General features: G+C 49.0%; 10 protein-coding genes and 1 riboswitch. Of the genes, 9 read left to right on the forward strand and 1 reads right to left on the reverse strand.

All coding sequences use genetic code 11. The features are described 5' to 3' along the window. Positions 1 to 530 precede the first annotated feature (530 nt). Together ACFWUL_RS04945 and cobN are read left to right on the forward strand one after the other, a co-directional pair. Positions 531 to 2,468 carry a TonB-dependent receptor plug domain-containing protein gene (locus tag ACFWUL_RS04945; RefSeq protein ID WP_416177974.1) on the forward strand — a complete coding sequence of 646 codons (1,938 nt, stop codon included), beginning with the start codon at positions 531 to 533 and terminating at the stop codon, positions 2,466 to 2,468. An 80-nt stretch (positions 2,469 to 2,548) separates the two neighbouring features. Beyond that, positions 2,549 to 6,274 (forward strand): cobaltochelatase subunit CobN, encoded by a 3,726-nt coding sequence (gene cobN, locus ACFWUL_RS04950; protein ID WP_416177975.1) that lies wholly within the window; start codon positions 2,549 to 2,551, stop codon positions 6,272 to 6,274. Positions 6,275 to 7,170: 896 nt separating this feature from the next. Next, positions 7,171 to 7,349: riboswitch (cobalamin riboswitch) on the forward strand. A 15-nt stretch (positions 7,350 to 7,364) separates the two neighbouring features. Here the strand turns inward: cobN and ACFWUL_RS04955 are convergent. Continuing rightward, the gene (locus ACFWUL_RS04955; RefSeq protein ID WP_416176758.1) at positions 7,365 to 8,585 is read right to left on the reverse strand and encodes an ISAzo13 family transposase; all 1,221 of its coding nucleotides are present in this window, start codon (positions 8,583 to 8,585) and stop codon (positions 7,365 to 7,367) included. Positions 8,586 to 8,935: 350 nt separating this feature from the next. Between ACFWUL_RS04955 and ACFWUL_RS04960 the strand changes: the two genes are divergently transcribed. The 7 genes from ACFWUL_RS04960 to ACFWUL_RS04990 all read left to right on the forward strand — a co-directional run bounded on the left by ACFWUL_RS04960 (position 8,936) and on the right by ACFWUL_RS04990 (position 17,467). Further along, a complete protein-coding gene (locus tag ACFWUL_RS04960) occupies positions 8,936 to 11,104 on the forward strand; it encodes a TonB-dependent receptor (RefSeq protein WP_416177976.1) in 2,169 nt (722 codons plus the stop codon). Between the two features lie 20 nt (positions 11,105 to 11,124). Continuing rightward, positions 11,125 to 12,156 carry a FecCD family ABC transporter permease gene (locus ACFWUL_RS04965; protein WP_416177977.1) on the forward strand — a complete coding sequence of 344 codons (1,032 nt, stop codon included), beginning with the start codon at positions 11,125 to 11,127 and terminating at the stop codon, positions 12,154 to 12,156. Beyond that, the gene (locus tag ACFWUL_RS04970) at positions 12,156 to 12,923 is read left to right on the forward strand and encodes an ABC transporter ATP-binding protein (RefSeq protein ID WP_416177978.1); all 768 of its coding nucleotides are present in this window, start codon (positions 12,156 to 12,158) and stop codon (positions 12,921 to 12,923) included. Before ACFWUL_RS04965 ends, ACFWUL_RS04970 begins: the two co-directional genes overlap by 1 nt. Beyond that, on the forward strand, positions 12,920 to 13,933 hold the full coding sequence (locus ACFWUL_RS04975; RefSeq protein WP_416177979.1) for a FecCD family ABC transporter permease: 1,014 nt from the start codon (positions 12,920 to 12,922) through the stop codon (positions 13,931 to 13,933). The genes ACFWUL_RS04970 and ACFWUL_RS04975 overlap by 4 nt, the downstream gene beginning before the upstream one ends. A gap of 89 nt (positions 13,934 to 14,022) precedes the next feature. Beyond that, positions 14,023 to 14,937 carry an ABC transporter substrate-binding protein gene (locus ACFWUL_RS04980; RefSeq protein ID WP_416177980.1) on the forward strand — a complete coding sequence of 305 codons (915 nt, stop codon included), beginning with the start codon at positions 14,023 to 14,025 and terminating at the stop codon, positions 14,935 to 14,937. 443 nt (positions 14,938 to 15,380) lie between these two features. After that, the gene (locus ACFWUL_RS04985; protein WP_416177981.1) at positions 15,381 to 15,734 is read left to right on the forward strand and encodes a CGGC domain-containing protein; all 354 of its coding nucleotides are present in this window, start codon (positions 15,381 to 15,383) and stop codon (positions 15,732 to 15,734) included. 410 nt (positions 15,735 to 16,144) lie between these two features. After that, positions 16,145 to 17,467, forward strand: coding sequence for an IS4 family transposase (locus ACFWUL_RS04990; RefSeq protein ID WP_416177617.1), 1,323 nt, complete (start codon positions 16,145 to 16,147; stop codon positions 17,465 to 17,467). Positions 17,468 to 17,761 lie beyond the last annotated feature (294 nt).

A 17,761-nucleotide genomic window follows, 5' to 3' on the forward strand; every position in this document is an offset into this window, starting at 1 on the left:
ATAGTTCAAGAAGTTACCTAAAAATGGCAAGCGGTACACCTCGGCGGACAAACGGTACACCTTGGCGGACAGGCGGTACACCTACTGCGGAATACTCACTGATCACCTGGCCACTAGATCTAGCCACTAGCTACCGATTCGCCGCAGGCGAATCTGCTCAAGGCTCCATCCGTTCGCACGCTCACTCAGCCACACAAGCGCCGCAGGCGAACCGGCTTTCCTAGAAGCTAACAGCTAGCAGCTAGAAGCCCTCATACGTTCGCACGTAATTCAGCCACACGTCACCCGGCCTGCAGGGACTGTTCCGCTCAAGGTTCTGCACTTTTTATTTGACAAAAATTAAGTAAAATACGATAATAATTAGTATATAACAACAAAAATATATTGTAACAATAGTATAACATTTGAAATTATTTGTACGATTTAATAATTTCATCATTCATATGACAGAGGTTATCTGCTGCAGGGGTCATAAATAACGGAGAACCGGGTGTATTTGTTTCTGTATTTATGGTTAAAGGGGAATTATCATGAAAAGACAGACCAAATGGATGATCAGCAGTGCGTTGGCTATGGTTCTGGCAGGGGGAGACTGCTCCGGTGCTTACGCAGCGAATGAAGGAAATGTTTACTCTCTGAACCCGGTGGTGGTAACGGCAACGAGGACGGAGAAGACGGATCTGGATACGCCGGCTTCCACCGATATTATTACGGAGAAGGATATAAAGGAAACCGGGGCGAAGACGGTGTTTGATGCCCTGTCTTTCACTACGGGCATTACGAATTTCTCCTATGGTCCCGGCGGCATGGATTACGGGGCTATGGACAGCCGTGTGAATATCCGCGGTTATGACCGGGGTGCTTTGATCCTGGTGAACGGGGCACCGATCAACCTGAACGGGAAAAACAGTCTCGATGGGATCATGGTGGATAATGTGGGCCATATCGAAGTGGTAAAGGGCGCCAGTTCTGTGCTTTACGGGGCGGAGGCTTTCGGCGGCGTGGTCAATATCATCACGAAGCAGGGGGGTCCTACGAAGATGAATGTCACCGCTGCTGCGGGAAACCGGGGATATAAGAAGTATTCCGCTTCCTACAGGAGCCCGGAAGCGTCTGTGGCTTTCAGCCGGCAGTATTTCGGCGCCCAGGACCGGACGTCTCCGGACCGGGCGGACCGGGGATACTATAATAACCGCAGCAAGGGAACGAAAAATAATTATTCCGCCAATTTCAATTTTACCGATCAGTTGAGTTTCAATGTGATGCGGTCGGAGTCCGATTCCACCTATGGCCAGACCCAGTACAACAAATCCACGGAAGCGGCGAATAAGAAGGCGTCCAAAGATTATAACTACAGGGATATCAAGGATAATCTCAGCTTTGTTTTCCATGATAAAGACAGGAGAATCAGGTCTGTCCTCTTCTACAATGACCGGGATCTCTATGGAAGGACGAGAAATCGGGGCAATTATAAATGGGCGGAAAATACGAGTAACTACAAGGCCTATAATGTGGGCCTCGATACCCAGAAGGAATGGCGGCTTCGGGACGGGAAGGACAGTTTCCTCCTGGGCGGCCTGGTGAGCAAGGAAAAGTACCGGGGTGTCTATAAGGGAATCACCACGGACCGGGTGGCGGACCGGGAAAATTTCGCTCTCTATACCCAGTATTCCTGGCAGGTGACGGATCGGTTCAATGCCACCATCGGCGTGCGGGGAGAGCATATCAATGATAAGGTGAAGGACCAGAATGTATTCCTGCCCCAGTTCCAGACGCTGTACAAGGTGACGGACAATTCGTCCTGGTATATCAACGTGGGGAAGGCTTTCCAGATGCCGGTACTGTCGGATATGATGCAAAAGGCGAAGGACGGTTCCTACCAGGCGGTGTCCGGCAAAAATCTGAAGCCCCTGGAAGGATGGAATTATGAGACCGGCTACAAGATCATCAACGGTGACAGCAGCTGGAAATTTGCCCTGTACCACATGGACTTCGATAATTCTCTCCAGTGGAAGCGGCAGTCCAATGGGGAGTATATCCGAATCAATACGGGTAAGTTCAAAAATACGGGCTTTGAAACGGAATTTGCTTCCAGGCTGAGTGACCGGCTCCGGGTGAATGCAGGATTCAGCTATTCGGACCCGAAGAACCGGACCACCGCAGGGGGCAAGTGGGAGCAGACCTACCCGAAGCTGCAGTTTGATGCGGGCCTGGTCTACAGTTCCGAGAAATGGGATGCCGGTACCCGGCTGAACTGGCTGACGAAGCGGCTGAAGAATCGGGATGGCGGCACGAATCCGGACCTGATCAATCTCAATGCCTTTGCCACCTATAAGCCCAATGCCGATGATGCCATCACGCTGAACCTGAATAATATCCTGGACCGGCACAATGTCATCACCAATGGGGCCTATGAGTATTGGGATCTTCCCTTCAACTGGACCCTGTCCTATTCCCATTCTTTCTAAAAGCAGCGGTCGGCAGCAGGATAGCTGCCGGCCGTTTTTTCGGCAGGGGAAATCCTGCCGGCATGTGATGGAGTATCGATATGGAATGTAAAGATTTTCCGAAAATTATGTACATTACGAATGTGGACCGCCGGTATTTCATGATGAATCGGGCCCTGGAAAACCTGAAGGGCCAGGGTCGGATCGGTGTCTCCTGCGGGACCCTGAAAGCGGCGGATACCGATGTATGGAATGGGGCCTGGGAAAAGAAGCTGTCCGGCGCGTCTCTTGTGATGATCCGTTTCATGGGAAATACGATCCGCACGAAGTTCTGGTCCCGATGCCTCGCTTTTCTGGAGCAGGCGGGGATTCCTTACTATATGGATGCCGCCGGTTCGGCGGAAGAGGAGTGCATGAAATGGGTGGACCGGAAGAATATCGAATTATTTAAGCAGTACAGTTTCTATGGCGGCCTTTCCAATTATGAGAATCTGTGGCTCTTTGCGTCGTCCCTCTTTGATGATTCCCTGGAGATGCCGGCACCGCCGAAGCAGCTCTGCTGGGCCGGCATCTATCGGCGGGAACTGAAGGACCGGTTCACAGAAGACCTTCCCCGGTATATGGCGGATTTCATGAAACCGGGGCGGCCGACGATGGGGCTCCTGTTTTATCGGGATGAGTGGGTGTGGGACGATCTCCACTACCAGGATGCCTTTATCGCAGAGGCAGAGAGGCAGGGACTGAATGTGATTCCCGTATTCACCAATGGCCTGCCGGACCCCAAGCTGGGCATGCCCACCATAGAAGAGGTATTCCGGAAGTATTTCACAAAGGATGGTCATACCCTGGTAGACGCTGTGGTGAATGTGATGAAATTTTCATTCACCACGTCCGGCTCCATTTCCACAGAGTCGCTGAAGAAACTGGGGGTACCGGTGCTCCAGGCCTATTCCCTCATTGCGCCAAAGGAGGAGTGGGAACAGTCGCCGGAGGGGATGAATGCCATGGAGGTGTCCATCAGCGTCACCATGCCGGAAATGGATGGCGTCATCCATGGGATGCCCATTGCCGCCAAGCATATCAAAGGAACGGGGGAGGTGGAGTACCTGCCCATACCGGAACGGGTGGCGGCCATGGTTTCCCGGGCCGGCGCCTGGGCCCGCCTTCATCGCAAGGACAATGGGGATAAAAAGATTGCCATCATTTTTCACAACTATCCGCCCAAAAATTCCAATATCGGCAGTGCCCTGGGACTAGACTCCATTGAGAGTATATGTCGTTTCCTGAAGCGGATGAAAGAAGCGGGGTACCGGCTCGATTTCCTGCCAAAAGACGGGACGGAGCTCATTTCCCTCCTCACGTCCCAAGCTACCAATGACCTCTCCATGATGACGGAGGAGCAGGCGGACAGCTGCCAGAAGGTACCACGAAAATCATATCTGGATTTCTTCGCTTCCATGCCGGGGTCCGCCCAAAGGCAGATGGAAAAGGACTGGGGGAAAGCGCCGGGCAAGGTGATGGTGGATGAGTCGGGAAATATCCTGGCCCCCGGACTGGTGGATGGACATGTTTTTATTTCGGTGCAGGCTCCCAGGGGGTACGGCTTCGATGCGGACAAGGTGTACCATGATCCCTATATATCGCCGACCCACCAGTATTTGGCGTACTACCTCTGGATCCGGGAAATCTGGAAGGCGGACTGCGTGATCCATGTGGGGACCCATGGCAATCTGGAGTGGCTGCCGGGGAAGGGGGCCGGTCTTTCGGCGGACAGCTACCCGGATCTGGCCCTTGGCTCCCTGCCCAATGTATATCCCTACCATATGACCATCACCGGGGAAGGCATCCAGGCGAAGCGGCGGGGCGGCGCCTGCCTGGTGGACCACCTGCCGGCACCTTTGACCGATGCCGGAACCTACGACGAGCTTTCGGAACTGGACAAAGCCATGGATGAGTATGCCCATTTCGAGAAAACCGAGCCGGAGACGGCGAAACGGATGATACCTGCTATCCGGAAGCTGGCGGTGAAGGCGGACCTGGATGGGGAGGTGCCCTATGATGAAAAAGCGCCTTTTGCGGACTACCTGGGGCGGCTCCACAGCTATTTGGAAGACCTGGAGACCAGCGAATGCCATGCAGGGCTTCATATCCTGGGGCAGATGCCGGAGGGGGAGACCCTGAACGATGAAATCCTCCAGATGCTGCGGCTGCCCAATGGAGAGGAGCCTTCCATTTTTGACCTGTTTGCAGAGAAGGAAGGATTCCGGGCGGAGGACCTGGTATCCCGGGCCCAGGAGCTCCTGCCCTGCGGCCTCACGGGCAGTGAACTCATGAAGCAGGTCCGGGAAGAGGCAGGGGCCTTTGTGAAAACCCTGGAAAAGGGACAGTTCACCGAAAAAGCCCTGGACGAAGGGATGAAACTTTCTTTTGTACAAAAGGCTGACGCCGGCTGGCAGGAAAAGCTTAAAGGACTGGGAGCCTGGATTTCCCGGGACCTCTACCGGCGTCTCCGGGAAACAGAAGAGGAAATCACCCATACGCTGGATGGGATTTCCGCCCAGTACATCCAGCCCGGTCCGTCGGGGTCGCCTCACGCCGGCGGGGTCTCCCTCCTTCCGGCGGGACGGAATTTTTATGGCATCGACCCAAGAAAACTGCCTACGAAAGCGGCCTGGGAAACGGGAAAAGAGCTGGGAGATGAGGTCATTGCCCAGTACATCCGGGACGAAGGGAAATATCCGGAAAATGTGGGCATGGTCTTCTGGTCCGGGTCCAATATGAGAAGCCACGGCCAGTGCATCGCGGAATTTCTCTATTTCATGGGACTCCGGCCGGTGTGGGAAAAGGGAAGCCTCATGGTGAAACAGCTGGAGGTGATCCCCCTCTCCAAATTAAAGCGGCCCCGGATCGATGTGACCGCCCGGATCAGCGGCCTCTTCCGGGACACCATGCCGGCGGTGGTGAGCCTCCTGGATCGGGCCGTGCTCCTGGCGGCGTCCCTGGATGAGGAGGACAGTGATAATTTCGTGAAACACCACATTTCCGAAGACAGCCAGGCCCTGGTGGAAAAGGGGATGAAGCCGGAAGAAGCCTGGAGAGAAGCGGCGTACCGCATCTTCGGTGATGCACCGGGAACCTATGGCGCCGGGGTCTCCGCCCTTCTGGAAAACCGGAACTGGAAGAGCCTGGATGACCTGGCCCATGTCTTTGTCCGCTGGGGCGGCCATGCCTACGGAGCCAGGTCCAATGGCATTTATAAGCCTGAGCTCTTTGAAAAACGGCTCTCCCATATGAAAGTGACCATCAAAAATGAGGACAACCATGAAACGAATATGATGAGCAGCGACGACTACAACGCCTACCATGGCGGCCTCATCGCCGCCGTCCGCTCCTACTCCGGGAAAAAACCCCATTCCTATGAAGGAGACAGCACCGACAGGAGTCGGGTCAAAGTACGCACCGTGCAGGAACAGGCAAAACGGGTCTTCCGGGCAGAGTCAGTCAATCCGAAATTTATTGAAGGCATGATGAAACACGGCTATAAAGGGGCGGCGGACCTTTCCAGCCGCGTATCCATCAGCTTCCAGTGGGATGCCACCAGCGACGTCATGGAAGACTGGATGTATGAAAAACTGGCTGAAAAGTATGCACTGGACAGTAAAGTGCAGGACTGGATGAAACAGGTAAACCCCTGGGCCCTGCAGCGCATCACAGAAACCCTCCTGGAAGCAGAAAAACGGGGCCTCTGGAACGCCAGAGAAGAAACCCTGGACCGCCTCCAGCAGCTCTACTTGGACGTGGAAGGAGAACTGGAAGGAGAAGAGTGAGGGGGCTGATGCAATGTGGCTGAGAGGGAATGGGCTGCAGCCAGGGGCAGGTGGTGACGTGAATGAGATCGAGGTCGAGACCGAGATCGAGTTGTTCAGCAGCTCCGCTGCCTTTCTTAGTGACTCTACACATCCCCGTCATTTCGAGCGGTGGTAGCATGCTAAGTGAACCTGTTCTTAAAATCGCTACAGCTCCGATGAGTCGAGAAATCTTTCTGGTAAATGCCTGTGACGGTGTTACAACTCCAGAGAATATTGGTTCTACCGGAAGCGCCACCTTATGAAATACGCCAGCGGCTTCGCCGCAATCCCATCAGAATCCCTCTGTCACTGCGTGACATCCACCGGCCGGGCCACAAGCGGAAGGTGCCTTGGTGTGCAGTAAAGGCACCAACTTGGGCCCGGCTCGAGGGTCCTCTGTGGGCATCCTGCAGAGGATGCCCAAGCCGGGATCTTTTGCGAGCCGTTCCTGCACACTAAGCGAGCACCTTAGAGCCCGGCCGAAGCACCCTCGCCTTCGGGAAAGGGGGACTAACCATTAGCGGCGAAGCCGTCATAGGAATCCTAAAGACTCTACCCCAAAAACGTACCATTGACTCAGCAGGAGGCTCTCTTCCCAGAAGAGAGCTGCCCACGGGGCTGAGAGATGGTAATGGGTCCGGCCCGAAGGGCCTGATCACCTGGCCACTAGATCTAGCCACTAGCTACCGATTCGCCGCAGGCGAATCTGCCCGCAGGGCCTGATCCACTCAAGGCTTAAGGCCCCGCCCGTTCGCATGACACTCATACATAAAAACATTAATATTGATCTATATAAATACTTATAATACTCAGTACTTTGCATTAAAAGATATTGACTTAAAAGTTTTATTAAACTAAAATTTCAATCATAATAGTTTAATAAAAATAATCAAGGCGTCTCATAGGAGACTCAATAGGGAATCCGGTGCAAGTCCGGAACGGTCCCGCCGCTGTAACCGGGAGAGAGGCAGCAATAGCCATTGGAGAAATCTGAGAAGGGCTGCCCCATCGAGGAACGGAAGTCAGAAGAACTACCTCGATTTTGACTCAGGATCTGTGCATTATTAAGCTATTCATATGATGGCCTGATGACATAATTCCAATCAGGATGAAATTCATTTCTTAGCAGATTAATGCCAGCAAATTCCTTGTCAGAAACTTTAGTGCCTTTAGGGTAGACTGCGGTATCCGCTTTACACCGAACCACAAGCCCATTATCGGTAGTTGTTGAAGCGATCAGATTAACGATAATTTCAAGCGTTTCCAAAGGACGGCCTCGCCAGTTCTTTGTAATTTGGCTGAATAGTCGATGCTCTATTTTATTCCATTTGGATGTTCCGGGCGGGAAGTGGCAGACTTCGATTTCAAGGCCACTTTCATCAGCAAATTTTTGCAGCTCAAATTTCCAAAGCCGGCTATGGCTTCCATTGCTTCCACCACCATCTGCCGTAATTAACAGACGGGTTGCTTCAGGATATCGTGGTTTACCCATCTCATCCCACCAGGAGCGGATCGAATTCACTGCGAACTGCGCAGTATCTGAGCCTACTCCCACATTCACAAACCCTTCATTGGCTGCAATATCGTAAACGCCGTAAGGAGCAGCTTTTCCCTTGTCAGGAAGAGGAAAGTCATGGTCAAGAACGTTTACCGGATTTCCTTTTTTGGCATATTCGGCTCCGCTATTTTTGAAATTTCCAATGTTTTCCTTTTTCTTACAGTCTATGGAAATAACAGGAAACCCGTTTTCCATGTATTCTTCAGCAGTTTCGTTGATGTGCCGGAACTGTGCGTCCCTGTCTGGGTGCTGACTTCCAACCTGGTTCATTTTTTGATTGATTTGGAGGCTGTAACCCATATCTTTCAAGAGGTATCCGATTTTACGATATTTAATCTTATAACCACGGGCATTCATTTCCGCTTCGAGGTTACGCAGGCTCTTTGTCGTCCAACGCAAAGGTCCTTGGGGATCTCCAAAAGTGGAATTTTCCATAAGGCTTTCAAGTGCTTCTATAATTCCCGGCTGAGTAACCTCTATGGGCTTACGACCGCCGCCTTCCCTTCGGATACGAGGGGAAGGTGCATCTTGAGATAAATAGGGATGTTCAGAATTCAGATCTTTTATGCCATTCGTTATGGTTACCCGGGATACGCCAGTGGCTTTGCTGATAGCAGTAATTCCACCGTGGCCGAGTGCTTCGGCTTCAGAGGCCAGATATACTCGTTTCTGCGCCTCGTTAAGCAGTGGAAGCATCTTATTGATTTTATCTACAGGGACTTCTTTAACCATGCTGATTTCCTCCTTGGCATCAGCATAGCATTTTTTACACTTTTAATCAATTAAAATGTAAATATTGTTTGTTCACAATTCCTCAGTACCTCCTGCGATGGACAGGGCATGGGACGAAGATGCCGCTTGGATTTACACCTGTCGGTTTGTGCGACGCTTTATGCCTTTTTCCTGTGGGAGAAAGGCTTTTTATATTTTTAGGGGAAATATTTGCAGGGCTTTCTTTTTTATCAGAAACTTCTTTGTGAATAAAGGGTGGAAACACGGTCACACTCCTTGGCATTTCACATTAGAAGAGCCTGATAAAAATGAAATATATTATTTCTATCATTAATCAGGGAGGATAAGTTATGAACAGAAAGAAACTGGCAGCTCTTGTGCTTGCAGGAGTGGCTGCATCCGTATTTGGGGGTATGACCATTCAGGCGGCGGATTCTAGTACCTTGGATGAAGTTGTGGTTAATGCGGATAAGGATAAACAGGTACGTGGCAATGAAAGCATCATTAAACCATTGGGGATAGTAGCTGATGAGGTACAGGACGTTGGACTGCTTGGGAATCAGGATGCTTTATCAGCACCTTTCAGCAGTATGACTGTTTCCAGAAAGAGTATGGATTATTTCGAGGATCCGGCAACTGGCTTTTCAGGGGCTATTTCTTTAAATCCTGCAGTAAGAAACTCATCCAGTGCTATGTATAATGATATTTCTATCCGTGGATTCCGAATTAACGGTCATCAATTCTATGTGAACGGTGTGCCGGGGCTGATGGACCAGCAGCATTCTACCGATATTTTTGCGGATAAAATTACAGTCATTGCGGGTCCAAATTTGGGTATTGAGGGAACGCCTATTTCCCAGTCCGTTGGTGGAACGGTAGATGTTCACTCCAAGAGAGCACAGGATAAAGAAAATCTGGATCTTACTTTTACATATCGTGGTGGACAGTCTTTTCAGGAAGCTATTGACTGGGGAAAACGTATGGGTACCAATAATCGTTGGGGTATCCGGTTGAATGCATCTAACATTGATGGAGATACAGTTGTCGATGGAGAAACTTTGAAACAGAGGGATCTGTTTCTGAATATTGATCAGAAAACATCTAATAGCAATTCAAATTTACTGGTTGGCTATGATTATGTAAAACAGAACGGGGCATTAAGTTCTTTCAGTTTTGCGGATACGGTATCTAAGTTACCGGATGCCCCCAAAGCTAGTGGGTATTATAAGCCAGATTGGTCTTATCAGGAATATGATAGCTGGGTGGCGGCGTTTAATCATGAGCAAAAATTAAATGACCATGTTACTGCATTTTTTAATGCTGGATATCATAGAGAAGATTGGTATGGCTACATCAACGGTTCTCCACGGATTCTTGATGACGCAGGAAATTTCAAGATTGGATTAACCAATTATCCTCTTGCCATTACCAAGAAATATGCAGCTCTTGGAATTAAAGGTGAATTTGATATTGGAAGTACAAAACATAATTATGTAGTGAACTTAGATCGTAACTGGTATAATTACTGGCTCAGTATGGACCCCACATTTGGCAGCTTGAATGGACAATCTGGCGGAACTTATACGGTATATGGCAATTTGAACGGTGGTAATTATTGGCCAGGTGCAATTTTGACACATTCTCATGCAGCACATAATGCTGATATTTATATGAATGGCTGGCATGTGATGGATAATATTTCGGCTTTAGATGATAAACTAAATATTATCCTCGGTGTACATGGCCATGAAGCTACACAAACAAAATATAATACCACTACCGGTGCACAGACGTCCAAGCAGAGCTATCATGGCGTTATCCCCACTTATGCAATCAATTATAAATTTACTCCTGATTTCTCAGCTTATTTCAGCCATTCTGAAAACTTTAATATTGGTACCCTTGTGCCAACAAATAGAGGATATAAAAATGCAGGGGAAGCGTTAGATCCAAATAAAGCTAAACAGAATGAATTTGGGTTTAAATACAAAGCAGGTAATCTCTTACACACCATCAGTTTATATGAAATTAAACAGGCAAATTATGCGGCTACGCCTGATAATTATTACAAAGAATATGGGAAACAGAAAGATAAAGGGTTTGAATATTCAGTAGCGGGCTCCATTACTGATAAATTAGATATTATTGGCGGCTTTACGTATATGGATGCCAAACAGACTTTGAGCGGAGCCAGGGTGAGCGGTGCTCCTCGCTGGTCCGGTACCTTGGGATTTGTCTATAAAGTTAATAATAAATTAAGCCTTATTGAACGGACACAGTATCTTGGCACGGCTCCCATTAAGTCAACCGGTGGCAAGGTTGAGTATAACGTACCTTCTCATACGATTTTTGACTTTGGTGCAAGCTACGATACGACTATTCACAATACACCGGTTACTTTTAATGCTATGCTCTACAATGCATTTGGTAAGGATTACTGGCTTGTAACTTCCGGAAATGACAGCGTTCACCTTGGATCGCCACGGACGTTTGTCTTCTCTGCAACCATGCATTTGTAATGAAATAAGGAGACTGTGAAATGCAGCGGTTGATACGAAGAACATCTCTTTCGGCTATTCTCTGTATTTTATCCGGTCTCCTGCTTATTTCCTGCTTTGCCGGGCTTATGCTTGGTACCCTGGCCCTTGGCCCTGCCGATGTACTTGGGGCGCTTATGGGTGTGGGGGGTTCGTCCGACCTTTATCAGGACATTGTCTGGAATCTGCGTCTTCCCCGGGTTATCCTGTCCGCTGCTGTGGGGATGGGACTTGCCCTTTCGGGGACGCTGATGCAGGCGATGTTCCGCAACCCTATGGCCAGTCCTTATATTATGGGGATTTCGTCGGGTGCCGGTTTGGGTGCGGTTTGTGCAATATTTTTCGGCTTTGGCGCTGCATTGGGCGCCGGCAGTGTTGGTGCCGGTGCTTTTTGCGGCGCTTTGGCTTTATCTTTTGTACTTTCCATGATGGCAGGAAAACGGGGCGGAGATACGGCTTATCTGCTGATACTGGGGGTGGCTCTATCTGCAGTGGCCGCCGGTGTGACCAGTATCATTATATTTTCCGGGGCCAATTCCACCGGTATGGATGTGACTTTGTACTGGATGATGGGAAGCGTGGCTTTTGTGAAACTGGATACGTCCCTGATTCTTCTTGTCCTTGTTTTTTGTTTTACCCTGTTTTTCTCCATGCAGTCCAGGGTGCTCAATCTCATGATGGAAGGACAGGAGGCAGCTTTACCTCTGGGAATGAATCTTATTCCTTTTTATAGGCTCTATCTTGTGCTGAATGCGGTGATTGTTGGAGCTGTGGTTATGGAAGCGGGGCTCATCGGTTTTGTGGGGCTCATCGTCCCTCATTTTTCAAGAATGGTGATGGGGGCGTCCCATCAGCGGCTTTTACCGACTGCCGTACTGTCAGGGGGAATCCTTGCCGTTTGGGCTGATATTCTGGGCCGTTCCCTCATTCCCGGGCAGGATATACCTATCGGCGTTACGCTGGCATTTATCGGGGCACCATTATTCATTTATATGCTTCTTAAAGAAGAGTATCATTTCGGAGGTGAGAGCTGATGGAAATCCGAATTAAAGACCTTACTGCGCGGTATGCGGATAAGACGGTCCTGTCACATGTGAATGTTTCCTTTGGCTCCCATGAACTCACAGGACTGATTGGCCCCAATGGAAGTGGTAAGAGTACACTTCTGAAATGCATTTACCGTGTGCTGAAACCTTCGGGCGGGGAAATCCTGCTGGGGGATAAGGTTCTTTCCCATCTATCCTACAAGGAAAGTGCAAGGCGGACGGCGGTATTGACCCAACATCATGGCAGTGCTTTCGATTTTACCGTCGAGGATGTTGTCCTCATGGGACGTACCCCGTACAAGGGAATAACCGAGGGCAATAATAAGGAAGACCATGAAATCGCAAAAACAGCTATGGAGGAAACCGGTGTCCAAACTATGGCGGATAAGAGCTTTTCCAATCTTTCCGGCGGCGAACAGCAGAGGGTCATGCTTGCCAGGGCCCTGACACAGGAAACTCCTTGCCTTATTTTGGATGAACCGACGAACCATCTCGATATTACCTACCAGCTGCAGATTATGGATCTGGTGAGTTCCCGGAATATGACGGTGATAGCAGCCATTCATGATTTGAATATTGCAGCCATGTACTGTGATCGCATTGTTGCCATCAAGAAAGGGAAAATAGTGGCTGAAGGAACGCCGCAGGAGGTACTGACACCAAAAATTATTTTTGAACTGTATCATGTAAAAGCGAAGGTCATTCCACGGAGCGACGGGCGGCCTGCCATTATTTATGAGAGGGGCAGCCTATGAAATCGATACGCAGAATTCTTTTTCCGTTCGTTCTTATAGCACTTTTCCTTTTGTTTCTTGGATATGGGACGATTTATCTTTCACCGGGGGATATTTGTACAGACATCATAAATTTTGTCTTGGGAGAGACACCTGTAGATCCTGTTAAAAGTGACCTCCTGCGATATATCCGGCTGCCCCATGCCGTATTGGCATTTATCATTGGCGGTGGTCTTGCAGTCACTGGTGCTGTCATGCAGGGCGTTATGCGGAATCCTCTGGCAGATCCTTACCTTTTGGGAATTTCTTCCGGTGCCAGCCTGGGTGCTGTACTGGCTATTGCCTGTGGAATTTCTACCGTATTTGGGTTGTCAGGAATCGGGGCTTTTGCTTTTTTAGGAGCTGGTTTGGTGTCGTTGCTCATCCTGTTTTTTACGAGTATAACCGGGAAAGGTGGGAGTCTTATCCTCATCCTTATCGGGTTTGCGCTCAATGCCCTCTGTTCCGCTGCGGTGAGTTTCATTGTCCAGGCCATGGCAGAGCCCAGTAAAACCAGGTCTATCCAATTCTGGCTCATGGGAAATATTATGGTGGATGACTGGATTTCTATAGGAATTCTTGTCTTTGTGCTGGCGGCGGGAACGCTCTACTTCCTCAGCCAGTGGAGGATACTGGATCTCATGCTGGTGGGGGATGAATTGTCGATTTCTTTGGGGAAGAATCTGGCTTTTTACCGTAAGGTCTACATAGGGGTCACTGCCATTATGGTGGGAGCCATGGTATATATGTGTGGCATGATCGGTTTTGTGGGACTCCTGATTCCCCATATGGTCCGACTGGTGTATGGAAGCCGCCACAGGTCACTTCTGCCTCTTTCCTTTCTGGCGGGCGGATGCTTTCTGGTAGGGGCGGATATGATTGGAAGAAATCTGATTTCCGGTGTGGAACTCCCGATCGGTGTCACGGCATCGGTATGCGGAGCCCCATTTTTCGTGTGGATGCTGCTTTCCGGAAAGTATGGTGCCAAATGAAAAAGATGCTGCTTTGCATTGGCGCGGGGATCCTGCTTTTATCCGGAGGATGCGGGTATTCAGGTTCCGTTTCACAGGACGGCCATTTAGTGATAAAGAATATCCGAGTAGAGAATTATTTTGACCTGGGGTCTAATACCCAGATTTTCTCAGCAGTTCCTCAACGGGTCCTTGTTATCGGGGCATCCCAAACGGAGGCTCTTCTGGATCTGGGAGTGGGGGATTCCATCGCTTATGCAGTGAAATATGAAGACAATGAAGATTTTCCTATCAAGAAATCAAACCAGCCGGTTTTCGAAAAGCTTCATTTCATTCCTAGACAGGAAATTACGATGGAGAACATTCTGAGGCTCCATCCGGATCTTATCGTTTCTGAAGAATCCTGGTATTCCAAGAATAAACTGGGGAGTACGGACTACTGGAACCGGCGGGGCATTCATACCATGGTTTCCCTAAATACTACTAGCCCAAGCAAGGCCAACAAACCGGAGACTGTGGAGAAAGAAATGCAGTATGTTCATGATCTGGGTCAGATTTTCCATAAAGAGGAACAGGCAAATAAGATTGTCAATGATACAATGAATCGATTTTACTTCGTTTCTGACAAGACAAAAGGGCAGAAAAAGCCAAAAATTATGATTCTTGACTTACTCTCTACTACGATTTCCTATGGTAAAAATAAAATTGCCGGGGATATCGCTTCTCATCTGGGAGCGGACGTTCCGGATACTACGGCCGCAGTGAGCGATGAATATATTATGAAGGAAAATCCTGATGTTGTTTTTGTAGTAACCTACGGAGACGAAAAGAGCCGACTGCAGTCAATTGCAAATAAAAAGGCATTCCAGCATCTTTCCTTTATCCGGAATCACAGACTTTATCCTATTCCTCTCAAATATGCCTATGGCCCCATTACGCGGACCATCGACTCCGCCGGCTATATGGCAGAACGCATCTATCCCGGTCAATTCCACTTTTCCAAGGAATATGATTTTCAACCATGATTCGATTGTGAATGGATGAATCTTCGTGCTCAATGCTTTCAGGCAGCGGCGGCAGGAGGCCGGGTATCGTGTAATCGTGTGGAGTCTAGCTGTTAGCCAGCTAGGGAAGCTGGTTCGCCTGCGGCGCTTTTGTGGCTGAGCTCGTGCGTACGGTGGGGCATTGAGCCTTTAGCCTTGAGCTGAACAGGCCCTTTGGGCCGGATCCATTACCATCTCTCAGACGTTGGCAGCTCTCTTCTGGGAAGAGAGCCTCCTGCAGAGATAATGGGATGTTTTTGGTGTCAGAGTCATCAGGACCCCATCGGCGGCTCTGACGCTGTCCTACTCAATCTCGGTCTCATCTGCAGTGTCATCAGGAATCCATCGGCAGCGAAGCCGCTGGACCGGGGCTCGCAACTCTCAAATCTCAAATCTCAATTCTGTTATGCTCACAAGAGGTTCCTATGAAACGTATCGTCATCCTTACCTGTCCAAAGTCTGAAGATGTATGCACCGGCGCCGGGTGCTGCAGGGCATTGAATGAAAGAAAAGCCGCCTTTGCCCGGTACGTGGGGGAAGAGGTGGAGCTGGAGGCTTTTATGAAGTGCAGCGGCTGCGGCCATCTCCTGGAGAATGATAAGGGCCTGGTGGAGAAGGTACGGCGGATTCTCGAAATTCATCCTGACGCTATCCATCTTGGCATCTGCTGCTGCGATGACGGCAGGTCTAAGGAACTCTGCCCGGAAATAGAGGCGCTGGCCGATGTATTCCGGTCTCACGGCATCGAAGTGGTGAGAGGGACCCATGGGGAATTCTGAGATCGAGGCCGACGTCGAGGTGGGACAGGACCGGAAAAGTTAAGAGTGGTGGTGCGCCGTAACATATTTTAAAGCGGTGCGGATTATTGATTCTGCTTACAGCAATCATCTTACGGCTGACAGAGGATAGACAGAAGTTGTTAGACGTGGATAGGCTTTGTTGATCAACCGCACTGCGGCAAATGCACCCCCTCAGCCTTCGGCAGCTCCCCCGGTGGGCAATGCTATTCAGTTAAGCGTTTTACACAAGCATACGTTATAACGACGTGTGCTTTTTTTGTGTCTAAAAAAAGCTTAGGTTTACAAAAAAATATAAAAACATCAAAAAAAGGCTTGACAAATCCTCAAAAATTTGAGGCTCCGCCTGTTAGTAAGGGAACCACCCCAATTGTTAACAAGGAGGATTTGTTATGATCAATTTTGAAAAGCAAGTCAGAAAAATTTTTAGGAGCCACGTTCAACATGTTATTGACAATCCCAAGTTGTATGGGATTAACCCCAGATTTTTTACCCGGGTACGGAAATGGCCTATTGCACGTATTCTTTTAGTTATGTATAAGATGCAGACCGGCACCTTGCCAGATATCCTTTTCAAGAATTTCATTGAGATGGATGAATTTGGTGACTCAACTCCTTCTGCGTTCATTCAGCAGCGGCAGAAACTCACGACGGAAGTTTTTACCACCATTTTCAGGAATGTCCTCAAGGACCTGCACCGGTTACTTGAGCTTAAGAGATACCATGGCAAATTCCTTATCGCCTGCGATGGCTCAGATTCGCCCATGCCTACTCCAGTGTTACCTGTTCCAGATGACTGCAGTCCATTTGGGAGGCCACAGTACCATATGGATCATGTAAATGCTTTTTATGACGTTCTAAACCATCTCTATCTGGCAATTACGACTAAACCAAAGCTGTCATGCAATGAGCAGCGCGAACTTCTGGAGCTGGCCCAAATACTGTCCCAAGAGCATCCTATCTATAAACCCGAGGATACGGTCATCATCAGTGACCGTGGTTATGAAGGCTATCAGGTCCTGTGTCTGCTTACTCAAATGGGTTTTGGATACGTCATCCGGGCAAAAGGTCCGAGTGCAGGCATTCTTTCAGCCAAAGGGCTTAATCTCCCGGATGGCATCACCAACAAAGAAATAACAATCAATGTCCATGTAAGGCGCAGTGCCAAAGGAATCTATCATAAGGAATCCAGTGAAAAGTTCCGGCCTGAGACAGATATGATGCTGAGAATCCGCATCGTGTCCTCGGTTTCGCCAAGTGGGGATGTCCAGTATTACCTTACCAACCTGGATATCCGGTCATTTTCTGCCTCGGAGATTGGATGTATTTACAGAAAGCGCTGGCAGGTTGAAACAGCTTTCCGCCATTTGAAATATGGAGTAGGAGCCATCGTATTTCACTCCAAGTTCCTGCTCTATCAGGAAATGGAACTGTATGCGGCACTTACGTTGTATAACTGTGTTGCAGCCATCATAAACCATATTCCTATTCAGGAAATTGATGCACACCACAAGTACCGGTACAAGGTTAATTTCAAAGCAGGAGTCCTGCCCTGCCTGCACTATTTATTCTGTACGGAAGAGCAGGCGAATTCTTTCAATTTGACTAAGCGACTCGAGGCCTACAAAGTAGCTATCATTCACAACAGGCATTACGACCGTGGAAGAATTGAAAAGAAAGTCCATGCCTTCGAGGGAAAACCTACCGGATTCTAAGGAATATTGTCAACTAAGATACCCAAGCTATTATCACGGATAAATCCGAAAAAAATCCGCAATTTTCGGTTCTTTTCGCATGCAATAATCTAACTTGTAAAAATAACTGATGTAAAAATGGTTGTTTAGGCAAAGCAAAAATGGCGAATTTATGGCAAGTTCACAATAATATTGCATCCCTAAAAGACATATTTTGCTCGTTTTTCTCTTAACTTAATAGCATTGCCCCGGTGGGGGAGCCAGGTTTTTATGTCAGCCGCTTTGTTGTAGAATATATAATCTGCGGCGCTATAT

This window comes from Dialister sp. (assembly GCF_047832375.1).
GTDB lineage: Bacteria > Bacillota > Negativicutes > Veillonellales > Dialisteraceae > Dialister.

What these genes read in the sequence shown, in the direction of transcription:
- ACFWUL_RS04945 (WP_416177974.1), top strand. Translation starts at nt 531, where the DNA reads ATGAAAAGACAGACCAAATGGATGATCAGCAGTGCGTTGGCTATGGTT.
- cobN (WP_416177975.1), top strand. Translation starts at nt 2,549, where the DNA reads ATGGAATGTAAAGATTTTCCGAAAATTATGTACATTACGAATGTGGAC.
- ACFWUL_RS04955 (WP_416176758.1), bottom strand. Translation starts at nt 8,585, where the DNA reads ATGGTTAAAGAAGTCCCTGTAGATAAAATCAATAAGATGCTTCCACTG.
- ACFWUL_RS04960 (WP_416177976.1), top strand. Translation starts at nt 8,936, where the DNA reads ATGAACAGAAAGAAACTGGCAGCTCTTGTGCTTGCAGGAGTGGCTGCA.
- ACFWUL_RS04965 (WP_416177977.1), top strand. Translation starts at nt 11,125, where the DNA reads ATGCAGCGGTTGATACGAAGAACATCTCTTTCGGCTATTCTCTGTATT.
- ACFWUL_RS04970 (WP_416177978.1), top strand. Translation starts at nt 12,156, where the DNA reads ATGGAAATCCGAATTAAAGACCTTACTGCGCGGTATGCGGATAAGACG.
- ACFWUL_RS04975 (WP_416177979.1), top strand. Translation starts at nt 12,920, where the DNA reads ATGAAATCGATACGCAGAATTCTTTTTCCGTTCGTTCTTATAGCACTT.
- ACFWUL_RS04985 (WP_416177981.1), top strand. Translation starts at nt 15,381, where the DNA reads ATGAAACGTATCGTCATCCTTACCTGTCCAAAGTCTGAAGATGTATGC.
- ACFWUL_RS04990 (WP_416177617.1), top strand. Translation starts at nt 16,145, where the DNA reads ATGATCAATTTTGAAAAGCAAGTCAGAAAAATTTTTAGGAGCCACGTT.